The 12257-nt window shown below is 43.7% G+C and carries 8 protein-coding genes and 2 tRNA genes; 2 read left to right on the top strand and 8 right to left on the bottom strand.

The window, feature by feature from the left end; translation table 11 throughout:
- Positions 1–472: 472 nt before the first annotated feature.
- A tRNA-Val gene (locus tag M886_RS05855) sits at positions 473–546 on the bottom strand.
- A gap of 261 nt (positions 547–807) precedes the next feature.
- On the opposite strand from M886_RS05855, the gene M886_RS05860 reads away from it, so the two are divergent.
- Positions 808–1572, top strand: a complete 765-nt coding sequence (locus M886_RS05860; RefSeq protein ID WP_048044142.1) for an A24 family peptidase C-terminal domain-containing protein — start codon at positions 808–810, stop codon at positions 1570–1572.
- Positions 1573–1600: 28 nt separating this feature from the next.
- Here M886_RS05860 and M886_RS05865 read toward each other — a convergent pair whose 3' ends face one another.
- Positions 1601–2188 (bottom strand): cobalt-precorrin-7 (C(5))-methyltransferase, encoded by a 588-nt coding sequence (locus tag M886_RS05865; protein WP_048044140.1) that lies wholly within the window; start codon positions 2186–2188, stop codon positions 1601–1603.
- An 89-nt stretch (positions 2189–2277) separates the two neighbouring features.
- On the bottom strand, positions 2278–3297 hold the full coding sequence (locus M886_RS05870) for a cobalt-precorrin-5B (C(1))-methyltransferase (RefSeq protein WP_048044139.1): 1020 nt from the start codon (positions 3295–3297) through the stop codon (positions 2278–2280).
- 253 nt (positions 3298–3550) lie between these two features.
- Between M886_RS05870 and M886_RS18605 the strand changes: the two genes are divergently transcribed.
- Complete coding sequence (locus M886_RS18605) at positions 3551–3718, top strand: hypothetical protein (protein ID WP_160173159.1); 168 nt, start codon at positions 3551–3553, stop codon at positions 3716–3718.
- 257 nt (positions 3719–3975) lie between these two features.
- On the opposite strand, the gene mutL is transcribed toward M886_RS18605, so the two are convergent.
- From mutL to M886_RS05905, 5 genes are all read right to left on the bottom strand, one after another.
- Positions 3976–6111: a DNA mismatch repair endonuclease MutL gene (gene mutL, locus M886_RS05875; RefSeq protein ID WP_235203882.1), complete on the bottom strand. Its 2136-nt coding sequence runs from the start codon at positions 6109–6111 to the stop codon at positions 3976–3978.
- A 129-nt stretch (positions 6112–6240) separates the two neighbouring features.
- The gene (mutS, locus tag M886_RS05880; protein ID WP_011033625.1) at positions 6241–8943 is read right to left on the bottom strand and encodes a DNA mismatch repair protein MutS; all 2703 of its coding nucleotides are present in this window, start codon (positions 8941–8943) and stop codon (positions 6241–6243) included.
- A gap of 731 nt (positions 8944–9674) precedes the next feature.
- Positions 9675–10847 carry an acyltransferase family protein gene (locus tag M886_RS05890; RefSeq protein ID WP_048050860.1) on the bottom strand — a complete coding sequence of 391 codons (1173 nt, stop codon included), beginning with the start codon at positions 10845–10847 and terminating at the stop codon, positions 9675–9677.
- Between the two features lie 358 nt (positions 10848–11205).
- Positions 11206–11283: transfer RNA gene (locus M886_RS05900), tRNA-Pro, on the bottom strand.
- A gap of 178 nt (positions 11284–11461) precedes the next feature.
- Entirely contained in the window at positions 11462–12022 is a 561-nt protein-coding gene (locus M886_RS05905; RefSeq protein ID WP_080927530.1) for a CDP-alcohol phosphatidyltransferase family protein, read from the bottom strand.
- Between the last annotated feature and the right edge of the window lie 235 nt (positions 12023–12257).

Genomic DNA, 12257 nt, shown 5'->3' on the forward strand with positions numbered 1-12257 from the left:
GATCAAGTCTGGATAGTTAGGCAATATACCTGCCTGCCAGATTTGAAACATTTTTTGATAAGGATTTGCGTGATGGTTGTGAGCTTTTCTGGCCCAAGATTTATCTTTAAAAGAAACAAGTATTTTGCATAGTCTCCCATTTGAACCGTTCTAAGATTATTCTAAGATTTCTTACTTTTAATACCGGCATCTGCATTGACACTCTTATTTTTCTAAGTATTTATTCTTAAGTAACTTAAGACCTGATCTTAGAGTAACTCTTGAAGTTATTCTTAGAGCAACTCTTAGGGTCTATCTAAAAACAATTTTCATTTGTATAACTTGAATCTCTTCACTAAAAATTTGTAAAGTTTAAAAAGGGCACATTAAAATTACAAAATCAAATAAACTCTAACTTTCAAGCAAGAGACAAAAAGCTGGAAAGGAAATTCTTTTAATCGGAAAAATAGGTTAAGAAATATTCATATAAAAGTGGGCCCGCTGAGATTCGAACTCAGGACCTCCGCCGTGTGAAGGCGACGTCATAACCGTCTAGACCACGAGCCCATGAAATTAAATTGAAAACTAATATGGGTTAAGCAACCATAAAATAGAACTTCTTATGTATAAGCTTATCGCTTGCAGACCTGTTTTGGGCTTGGCCGGACCTGTTCTGCAGTTCTTTTTGTATTTTTTCCGGCAGGCATTTTTCAGTTTGTGCCTGAAATTCCCAGACCTGTTCCGGGAAATTTCATTCAGGCGATAAAGTAAAAAACTAATAAAGTAATAGTGATTATAACTATAGAAATAATTTAATTGTTGGATTATATGATAGAAATCCTGAAAATCCTCTTCACCATGCCGTTTTTACTCTACGGATGCTACACCGACCTGAAGGAGCGCAGAGTTTCAAATAAAGTATGGAAATACATGCTTGCATCAGGTTCTGTATTTGTAATCTATGAGGTTTTTACCGGGGGGCTCCCTTACTTTAAATCTCTGATTCTTTCAAGTATTATTGTTTTTATTTCTATTTACATACTTTTTCAGCTTGGAGCCTTCGGGGGCGGGGACGCAAAAGGGCTGATGGTGCTTTCCATTTTATTCCCTCTCTATCCGGTATTTTTGTTCTCGGAAAAAGTCTATCCCCTGCTGGGGCTGCCTCCTATAGGGCTTTTTACCTTCACGGTGCTGGAAAACGCTCTTCTTATAACTGTCCTCGTGCCACTCGGGATGTTTTTTCACAACCTTCTGCACTTCTCGCCTCAAATGCTCAAAAATCCCCTTTACATGTTCATCGGGTACAGGACTGAAGTTTCCTCTCTGAAAAACAAGGAGCATCTGGGCCTGCTTGAAAAATTCGAGCTTGATGAAAACGGGACAGTAACCAGGAAATTTGCACGGTCCGGACTTGATTTTGATGCAAATCGGAAGCCCGAACTTGAGGAATACGTAAAAAAAGGTCTGATCGAAAAAGAGATCTGGGTTACTCCGGGCCTTCCTTTTATGCTCTCAATCACGGCAGGCTTCATAACCGCAATCGTTTTCGGGGATTTGATCTTTTATGCCGTCTTTAACCTTATCGGGGGCTGAACCGGAAATCTCGTCTCCATTTTCATTTTTATCTTTTCTGCACGACAAGCAGCCCGTAGAGGATGGTTTCTGCAACCGGGGGGTTATCAGGAGTACCCTTTGCAATCCTTTCTTCCGGATATCCGAGGTTTTCGCATGTATAGAGCTCGGCTTCTATCCCAAGTTCTTTAAGCACTTCTGCAACCTCGAGGGAGCCGAATGTCTCTTCCGGCAGCAGGAAAATATTCCTTCCGTTCCTCAATTCCCGGATCAGTTCGGCTTTTGCAGGCTCAAAATCCCTGCCGTGGGCTGTTATTGCACAGAGGTTTGTCAGGTTTACTTTCGTGCGGGCGCAGGCCGCCTGCATTGAAGATATTCCGGGGATCACGGTATCCTTTTCCCCTGCAAATTTCCCGAGCCCGGAAAACATGGGGTCTCCTGTAGACAGGACAACTGCATCTTCAGGCAGGAGGTGGAGAGACTTGTAGTCTTTAATCGTTTTTGCTTCGCAGGTAATGTATTCCTGTGCAAGTTCAATCGCTCTTTTTGCACCGTAAACCACAGAAGCTTTCTTTATCGCCCTTATCCCTTCTTCCGTAAGCATGCCGGGCCCGACCCCGACTCCTACCACTATCATATTTTTTCTTCCCCTTGTCCGGTTTAAGTTGTCCGATTAAGTTTTTTAAATTCAATTTTTGCTTTATTCTTTTATTTTGTTTTATTCTTTTAATTCCTTCTTTTGCTGTCCATAAGGACAGACCCGTCCCTGTCAATTACAACGATTCTTGCACCTTTTCCTTTCTCAACTGCCATTTCAAAAGCTTCTTTCAGGCGCTCGTGTTGCGGAGCCTTTTCAAGCATCTCAACAACGGTTGCATACCCGCTGCCCTCAAGCATCTCAGGGTTTCCCCATTTAAGGACAAGTCCTGGCAGTCCGCAAATAATGATGTCGCCTGAAGCATAATCAAGGCCTTCCGAGATCCTGCTCCCTACCATAACAACCGTATATTCAGGGAAAAGCATGTGAGAATACCGCATTCCTATCCTGCCTGTTGTCAGAACAACTTTGTCTGTGCAGCGTATCAGGTCTCCTCTCGTTTCTCCGAGGTGGTCATTCCAGGGTTCAACAAAACCTGTGCTTCCGAGGACAGAAATTCCGCCTTCGACTCCGATCCTGCTGTTCAGGGTTTCTTTTCCTATCCGTTCTCCTTCAGGAATTGAAATCGTAACTTCGGCTCCCTGCAGGCCCAGTTCCTCTACAGCTTCTTTTACTGCTGCTCTTATCTGTTCCATGGGTTTCGGATTTATAGCGGGCTTTCCTTTCGGGACCTGGAGGCCGTCTCTTCTTACGACTCCTATGCCTTTTCCTCCGAGGACGTGAATTCCCTCGGCTTCCCTGGCTTCTCCAACAAATTCAAGCCCACGTGTAATATCGGATTCATGGTCGTTAAGGATCTTCTTTACAACTGCTCGCCCGGGGGAAGACTCGCTGACTTCAAGGTGGGCTCTCAGTCCGACAGGGGTGGGAACGGATATGCTGTCAATCTTTTTCTTAAGGGAAAGGACAGCTGCTTTTGCAGCAGCGCTGGCAGTGGTTCCTGTGGTGTATCCTCTCTTAAGCACTGAACCGTCGCTCAGGACCACGACCATGCCGGATTCCACGTTTTTTTCAAGCTCTTCCCTGGGCAGCCCTGTAAGGGCAATCCATTCTTCAGGGATCTTGAAATTGTTAACAGGATCTATCATGGAAGAATACTCGGAGGTTTTTTATTATAAATGTATTGACCTGAAAAACCGGATAAGAATTAGAAGAAATAAGTTCGACTGAGACAACTTATTCCCGAAAATACGGGTATTGTCCAAAATAACACAAAAATAATCACAAAAATAATACGACAATTAGAATAATTTAAAATATTTTTTAAAATATTATGGGGACCTATAAAATAATTATAATGTCTCATAATATCTTTGCAGAGTGTTATAAAATCATTACATAATGATTGCAGAAATATCACAGAAACTGATGGAAAAACACAACATAATAGAAAAGAGCGGCATCATTCCAGGAATGGAGTTTTTCGTTTTTTTCTGGAAGTTGGGGTATTCTCTTGGGGGTTTGAATGGGGGTGACCATTCTTTGTTGGGTTTGGGGGTTGGGGTGTGAAAAATAGCCTTATGGAATGATGCCTGTGGTGTCAGTACTGGTCTGACACTTACCTACATCTCAGTTATATTATATAAAACTATAGGAAATAAAGATATATTTTAAGTGGAAACTCTTTCGATTTCGTCTTAAACCATATCTGGTGTCCTTTCTATATATTTCATCGAAAAGTTACGTTTTTCATATCATAATTTTTTTGCTGAGCTATCAGCTTTTTCCGGATTTTCTCAAGATCTTCTTTATTCGGTTAACGCTGTTTAAATAGTTCTGGCAAACATCCTGTCAAGTTGACTTTTCGTAATGGTTATGACAGTTGGTCTCCCATGCGGGCAGGAGTACGGGGCTTCAGCCGTTTTGAGCTGCTCTATCAAATCTTCCATTTGCTCCGGGGTGCAGGCTGCCCCACCTTTAATTGCTGCCCTGCAGGCAAATGTCTTGCTCACTTTTTCCGATATTCCTGTTTCTTTTTTGACCTTTCCTTCAGCCAGCAGGTCAGCTATAACATCATGAATTACATCGGTATTCTCGAGACGTCCGAAAACCTCGGGTACAAAGGTAACCACATAGGTATTATCCCCGAATTCCGAAATTCCAAACCCGTATTCCTCAAGGTAGGGTATGTATTCCTCCATGAGGACCTTTTCTTTCGGAGTAAGTTCTATCATTACCGGCGTAATCAGTTCCTGTACCCTTGATTTTTTGCTTCTCAGGACCTGCTCGTAAAGGATGCGCTCGTGGGCTGCGTGCTGGTCAATAATCACAAGGTCTTCACCTTTTTCAGCAAGAATATACATCCTGGAAACCTGGCCTATAACCCGCAGGTCTTCAAGAAGGTCAGTATTTGCTTTTTGCTTCGGCTTCCGGGTTTGACTTTTTTCTGAGATTTTTTCTTCTATTTTTTCTTCTGCTTTTTTACTTTCCGGCTGTATCTCTGATGGTAGCTTTTTTTCTTCCGTTTTCCCTTCTTTATTCTCTACAGCCTTCTTCTCCTCCCCCTCTCCTGAAAACTCAAGGAGGCGCTCGGATTTCTTCAGCCTCCTCTCCGTATCCTTTACAGGATAGGTATAAGCACCGGGCTTATCTCTCAGGACTCTATTCCCGTCTTGCAGAACCTTTTTTTCCTCTGAAACCGTTAAAACGCCAGGCTCGCTTTCTATTTCTTTTCCGGCTGCTTGTCCGGTTACCTCTGCGTTTTCTCTCTCAGGAATTACTTTCCTGATATCCGGTATCTGAATTTTTGGTGATTCCGGGGCATCAAAGGTTTTCTGTAACCTTTTTGCTTCTTTTCCCCTTATCTCAGGGGCCAGGCCATGTTCCGAAAGTACCTTTTCAACCGCACTGGTGACAGCGTCCCCGACCTCCTTTTCGCGGCTGAAACGGACTTCAGCTTTGCGCGGATGGACGTTTACATCCACTTCTCCCGGATCGAGGGTAAGGGAGAGCACAGCTACAGGATAACGGCCTTTAGGCATTTTTGTGTAATAGCTTTCGCGGACAGCTTTATTGATCGTGCTTGACGTTACAGGGCGGGTATTTACAAAAAGAAAGAGCTGGTCGCTGTCTCCCCTGTTAAGTTCGGGCTTTGAGACATAGCCCCTGATATCAAATTCTTCTGTCCCGTAATCAAGAGGAAGCATCGAGCGTGCGGTATCGGGTCCCAGAAGGTTTACCATACTGTTAAAAAGGTCACTTGACCCCGTATTCCTAAGAACTGGCTTTCCTTCGTTAAGCAGGGTAAAGGAAATCCCCGGATTTGCCAGCGCAAGTCTCATGACGGTATCAGTGATATGGGCAAGTTCCGTACGGTCGGTTTTCAGGTACTTGCGCCTTGCAGGTGTATTATAGAAGAGGTCTTTTACGTGTACTGACGTCCCCGGAGCCGTGCCTGCATCAGAAATTTCCTCTACCTTTCCTCCATGGATTACAACTTTTGTGCCTGCAATCTCTTCCGGAGGGCGTGTAAGGATTTCCACCTTTGCAATGGCGGTTATGGAGGCAAGGGCTTCTCCCCTGAAGCCCATTGTAGAAATTTTATCCAGGTCTTCTATCTTTGTGAGTTTGCTTGTTGCATGTTTTTTATATGCAAGGAGGGCATCGGCTCTGCTCATGCCACAGCCATTGTCCCTGATAAGGATGGAACGTTTTCCTCCCTTCTCGACTTCGATTCGGATTTCTGTTGCTCCGGCATCGATTGAGTTATCCACAAGTTCCTTTACAACGGATGCCGGTCGTTCTATTACTTCTCCGGCTGCAATCTTATTTATCGTGTCCTTATCAAGAATCCGGATTTTATTTCCCTTCATATCCATCTTCTTTTCCATCTCTTCTTCAAGCTTTTTTTCAGCTTGCTTTCCTGTTTTCTCTTCCGGTATATCTTCAACCTGCTCTTTCATCTGTCCTTCCAAATTTTATTCTATCTAATTTTTTATTTCATCCTAATTTTTTATACCTATTTCTCTTATTTCAACCGGTTTTTTCTATCTATTTCTTTTATTTCAACCGTTTTTCTCTATCTATTTCTTTCAACCAAGCAGCTTTTTCAGCTCATGAAGTTTATTCATGGCTTCTATCGGGGTCATTTCATCCACATTCATCTTTTTCAGGGCTGCTTCTACAGGGCTTAATCCTCTTTTTACTTCCGAATTCCCGCTTCTGCTCCCGGGGTCAAAAAGGAGCATCTGAGTATAACGGGTGGTCGCTTTGCCTTTTCTTTTTTTCCCGTTTTCACAGTCTTCGGATTCTTCGAGTACGCTTTCCCTTTCGAGTTCCCTGAGGATCTCATTTGCCCTTTCGATTACCTTTTCCGGGACTCCGGCAAGCCTTGCAACATGTATCCCGTAACTCCTGTCGGTTGCCCCCGGCACGATTTTCCTCAGAAAAACCAGCTCGTGTCCTTCTTCTTTTACTGCAATATGATAATTTTTTACCCTTTTTAATTTCTCTTCAAGTGATGTGAGCTGATGGTAATGGGTCGCAAAAAGAGCCCTTATGCCTACCTTTCCCCTGTTGTGCAGAAACTCAACAACCGCTTTTGCAATGCTGTACCCGTCATAGGTGCTCGTTCCCCTGCCTATTTCGTCAAGCAGCACAAGGCTTTTCGGGCTTGCATTGTTAAGGATATTTGCCAGTTCCACCATCTCAACCATAAAAGTGCTCTGTCCGCTTGCAAGGTCGTCAAAAGCCCCTATCCTTGTAAAAACCTGGTCGATGACACCTATGGAAGCATAGGAAGCCGGGACAAAAGAACCTGCCTGAGCCATAATTGCAATAAGGGCTGTCTGGCGCATATAGGTTGATTTCCCTGCCATATTGGGGCCTGTAACCAGCAAAAACTGGTTCTCCTTGCAGTCCATTTCCGTATCATTCGGGACAAAACCTCCGGATACCGTACTTTCGACTACTGGATGCCTGCCGTCCCGGATAAGAATCTTGCAGTCTTCTGTGAGCTGAGGGCGTGTATAATTATTATTTTCCGCAACTTCGGCAAGGTCTGCAAGGACATCAAGTACGCCTATCCTTTCTGCTGTTTCCTGGAGCTCCTTTGAATGGGCTGAAAGGGTCTCTGTGATTTCTGTGAAAATTTCGTACTCAAGAGCCACGGCTTTATCGTTTGCTGTCAGGATCAGGCTTTCTTTTTCTTTAAGCTCAGGCGTAAAGAAACGCTCGGCATTTGCCATTGTCTGCTTTCTTATATAGTCATCAGGTACCTGGCTGCTGTTTGCATTGGTAACCTCGATATAATACCCGAAGACCTTATTGTATCCGATTTTCAGGGACTTGATCCCTGTCCTGTCCTTTTCTTTCTGCTGGAAGGCTGCAATCCACTGCTTGCTGTTGCTTGAAATGTCTCTTAGCTCGTCAAGTTCCTCGCTGAACCCGGATTTTATCATCCCGCCTTCGCGGACGCTTACGGGAGGCTCTTCAACAATTGCATTTCCAATCATTTTGGCCAGTTCTTCAATTTCTGAAAATGATGCGAGACCTTCAGCAATCCCTTTTAACATCTCTGCTCCGGCTTTTTCCAGAAGGCAGTCCCGGATAGAGGGTACGGCATCAAGGGACTTTTTCAGGGCTACGAGGTCCCTTGCATTGGCGTTTCCGTACACTATTCTGCCTACGAGGCGTTCAATATCCCTTACCTCCGAAAGCCAGTCCCGAATATCATAGCGGAGCAGAGGGTTTCCTGCCAGCTCTTCTACTGCGTCCAGCCTGTGGTTTATCTGTTCTACGGAAAGGAGCGGCTTTAAGAGCCATTTTTTCAGAATTCTACTCCCCATTGGCGTCTTTGTAAAGCTCAAAGTCCTGTAAAGGGAGTTATGGTCCCCTTCATCCCGCACGTTTTTCACGATTTCGAGGTTGCGGAGGGTGACAGAGTCGAGGACCATGAATTCGGTGTTTGAATAGGTCCTGAGGGTATTGATATGAGCAAGGTCTCTCATCTGGGTCGTTTTTGCATATTCAAGGGCAGACCATGCGGAATAGACTCCGAATTCCAGTTTTTCACAGCCCATGCCCTCGAGGGTTGAAACCCTGAAATGAATTTTCAGTTTTTCCCCGGCTTCTTCTATCCCAGAGATTTCCGGGGCAAATTCCTGGACTATTGTCTGTTCCCTTAACCTGTCAACAAGTACCGAATTCCCGTACAGGGTCGGGGGCAGGATGCATTCCGCAGGCTTCATTCGGGCAAGTTCGCTGAGTAATTTATCAAAGCTTCCGGAATCCGTAAACTGGGTTGTAAGGAACTCCCCTGTTGAAATGTCGAGGAATGAGAGTCCGAATTCCATTTCCTTTTCTCCGCTTTTTCCGGTCTTTCCGACTTCTTTCCCTGCAACCGCCATAAGGTAGTTATTTGACGCATCCGGGAACATGGATGAGTCTATTGCTGTCCCCGGGGTTACCACCCTGACAACGCCTCTCTTTACAACTCCTTTTGCCTGCTTCGGGTCTTCGAGCTGTTCACAGATGGCTACCTTGTATCCTTTGTTTATCAGCCTTGGAAGGTATGTATCAATGGCATGGTAAGGAATGCCTGCAAGAGGCATCCTCTCCCCTGACCTGTCCTTGCCCCTGGCTGTTAACGTGATTTCGAGCTCTTTTGCAATGGTTTTTGCGTCTTCTCCAAAGGATTCGTAAAAGTCTCCCATCCGGAAGAAGATAAGGGTGTCAGGGTATGCCTGCTTGGCTTCATAGTACTGGCGCATTGCAGGGGTCATCATTTCAGTCATTTTTTACTCACTGTAAACCTTGAATCTATAACTCTTGAATAACAGGCTTTGAATAATATGCCTTTAATAACAAATGCTGAATTTCAGCATTTGAATCTGGAAAGCATTTACGTATCTGGAACGGGAGTGAACGGGAGTGAATGGGCAGATATCTATCCATACCAACCGACCTGGTTTTTCCGCATGTAAGTTTGAATAGAATTTGATGATATAAGTTGAGTTTCAGTTTGAATATTAGTTTGAATATTAGTTTGAATATTAAATGGGTATCTGTTTTAATATCAGTTAGAAATACTATGCCTTTATCTTGAATCATGCTTCTTATATATAATTTAACAATTCGGTATTGTAAGCCTTATCAAAGGAGGAAATTGCCCTGGACCACGAAAAGTTAGTTGAGGTCTGTCCTGTCTGTGGGAGTTCGGATATATACTATGAGGTTGGAGGGTATGCAGGTGCGGTCTACCACTGCAAGGAGTGTGGATATGTTGGAGCTTTTGTTATTGAGGCTAATGAGGAAATGATTGAGAAGATCAAAGAGAAGTATAAAAGGGAAAGAGAGAAAGAGGAAAATTGACTTTAATATATATTTTCTCTTATATATTGCTCTAATCCTTTAAAATCTTTAAGGAAACCCTGTCCTGGCTTCAGCTAACATATTCTCAACTATTCAATCCATTCAATCATATTTTTTAGTCTTCTCTTCCAGACTGCTTAAAAACGTAACTTTTTTAATTTGCAGGCTCCCTGAAGCAAATCTTTAATTTCCCAGGTAGCGCAGAAACCTTCTTTCTCCCGATCAGGAAAGGGAAATAATTATTGATAAGGAAAATAACAGGTATCAGGAAGATAAGGTTCAGTACTGTCAGACTTAGAGCAAAGGCGGTATTGTAATAGAAATACTCAAGCTCGACTCCGAAACCGAGAATTGCCAGTTTAGTCAGGATATCCTTTACAGGGAAGTGAAGGGCGAGTACGATCAGGCTGTTTCTCCCGTAATATTCCAGTAATCCGGAACTATTAATTTTTTTGAAAAGATAAACAAAGGCAAAGATACCTGAGAAAGCAAGCAGGTAATACGAAAAAAAGTTCCCGTATTTCAGTACATTCATATTTACCTTGTCTGAGGCGGGGAACTCCAGAAGGTAAGCTAAATAAAGCAGATTCAAAAAGATAAAGATCCCAGGTAAAAATTTCTCCACCCTGATGAAGCTGTTCCTTATTTTCAAATCCAACTCTCTGGCTGGACCTGAGTCCATTTCCTTACCTGATTTTGGCTCTGTTGCAGGTTCTACAAGTTGTTCAGGTCCGGTATATTTTCTGAATAGATTTCCGGCTCCGTAAAATACAACTGCAGAGAGGGCAACATCAGTATTCCAGGGAAGCCTGAAAGGCACGTGAACTGAATAAAGATACCCCAGCACCCCGGCGGCAGTAAGCCAGAATACAATCTTTCCCGACTTTCCGTAATAGTTTTTTGCAAGCCCGTAAAAGAGGATTTCTGTCACGAAAAGGCAGGTCAGAAACCAGAGAGGCGGATTATAGGACACAAGGGGGCCCAGTGCATATATGATGGAATAGATCCCATAAAGAGCGCTGTTCCGGAAAAACTCGATGTTTGTGACTCCTGGCTGGAATGCGGTCTCCAGCAAAAAGTACAACAGACAGGTCAGTAGAGCAAAAGCAAAGTAAGGCACAATAAGAGATCTGAACCTCCCTTTGACAAAATTTCCAGCCGATTCAGCATATTTTCCGAAATCAAACAGAAACCCGGAAATGAAAAAGAAAAGCGGCATGTGAAATGAAAATATATAGGTATCAAGCGCTATCGGCAAACTGTGATGCGCAAACACCACAAGCATAATCCCGATCCCTTTTAATGCATCAATCCAGTAAAGTCTCATACTAACCCGACATGTAAACAGCGTTTACATTATAAAAATGGTTTGCTATCTTTTCTCAGGTTGTGGTGCCTCTGTATATTAAGAGGGATTTTTATCATGAAATGAAAATATGTAGGTGTCAAACGTAGAGGAATCTGAGAGTTCTGAATCCGGATTTTTCATTTTTTTCTTTCCTTTTTTGGAAAAAAGGTGATTGAAGCCTTAAAAAATCTAAAACGATTAAATAAGCTGAAAAACAGAATTTCTTCATAAAAAAGGCAATTGTAAAAACACTGAATATAAAATCACTGAAATCATGTAAAAACACTGATCATGAAAGCACCGGGTCATATAAAAAAGCCTGATCAAAATATGATTCTGGTGGGGCCGTTGAGATTCGAACTCAAGTCGCAAGACCCCCAGTCTTGCAGGATGGACCAAGCTACCCTACGGCCCCGCAGAGCAGATCTATTTCTTCGATGGCAAAGGGTTTTCCTTGCTCGCCATCAACCAACTATTGTAATTAAACATGTAGTATAAATGCGTATCGGTAGAGAATAGCCAGCATCTTTTCTTTATTCTTTTTCGATTGCAGTCCCTGTTTCTTTTTCGTGCGGCTTTTACGGGATTTCCGGTTACGGTTTCTGGATGCCGGGCTCAGACGGATTGTTCAGTATGCTTTTTGCCCGCAGGACTCTCTGGATCATGGTGATATGTGAAAATACCGCTATCAGGACAAGCGCCCAGCCTAGGAATCCTGTAAGGGCTCCGAAAGCCAGGATAAGCATCCTTTCCGTGCGTTCGGCAATTCCTACAGATAATTTCCTGCAGCCTGCGGACTCTGCGCGGGCGCGTGTGTAGCTTACTAGAAAAGAACCGATAAGGGCATAGCCTGACCAGAGCCAGCCTTCGACCCCCATGATAGGGAGAACCGTAAGCCTCCCGTTTATTGCTCCTGCCATTATCCCGAGAAACATGAGCCCGTCTGAATAGCGGTCGCATACCGAGTCAAGCACGCCTCCGAAAGGGGTAATCCTTCCTTTTGCTCTTGCGACTCCTCCGTCAAGGACATCGAAAACTCCGCTGAGGAGGATAAGGAGACCACCTTCAAAGGGTTTGCCAAGGACAAATGCAGCTCCTGCAGCCACGCTTACTGCAAAGCCGAGCAGGGTAAGGGTGTTCGGGGAGAGAGGTATTGAACGGGCTAATGGAATTACCAGTTTTCTCGCGCTGTTTTTTAAATCATCAAATATTTCAATCCCTTCCTTTATCTGGATATTGATACTGCATCTATGGATATAGTCTTATCTTCTTTTGAAAGATCTCCGGTTTCAGGTTTCCAGCTTTCATAGAGAGCCTCCCATACGTTTTAAAGGAGGCTTTTCCGGTTCAATGGCTGCAGGGGTGGAATTCTTCAGAAAGAGGTTTTAA

Origin of the sequence: Methanosarcina soligelidi, assembly GCF_000744315.1 — an archaeon.
GTDB lineage: Archaea > Halobacteriota > Methanosarcinia > Methanosarcinales > Methanosarcinaceae > Methanosarcina > Methanosarcina mazei.

Coding starts and splice junctions, on each gene's coding strand:
- M886_RS05860 (WP_048044142.1), top strand. CDS start 808: ATGATAGAAATCCTGAAAATCCTCTTCACCATGCCGTTTTTACTCTAC.
- M886_RS05865 (WP_048044140.1), bottom strand. CDS start 2,188: ATGATAGTGGTAGGAGTCGGGGTCGGGCCCGGCATGCTTACGGAAGAA.
- M886_RS05870 (WP_048044139.1), bottom strand. CDS start 3,297: ATGATAGATCCTGTTAACAATTTCAAGATCCCTGAAGAATGGATTGCC.
- M886_RS18605 (WP_160173159.1), top strand. CDS start 3,551: ATGATTGCAGAAATATCACAGAAACTGATGGAAAAACACAACATAATA.
- mutL (WP_235203882.1), bottom strand. CDS start 6,111: ATGAAAGAGCAGGTTGAAGATATACCGGAAGAGAAAACAGGAAAGCAA.
- mutS (WP_011033625.1), bottom strand. CDS start 8,943: ATGACTGAAATGATGACCCCTGCAATGCGCCAGTACTATGAAGCCAAG.
- M886_RS05890 (WP_048050860.1), bottom strand. CDS start 10,847: ATGAGACTTTACTGGATTGATGCATTAAAAGGGATCGGGATTATGCTT.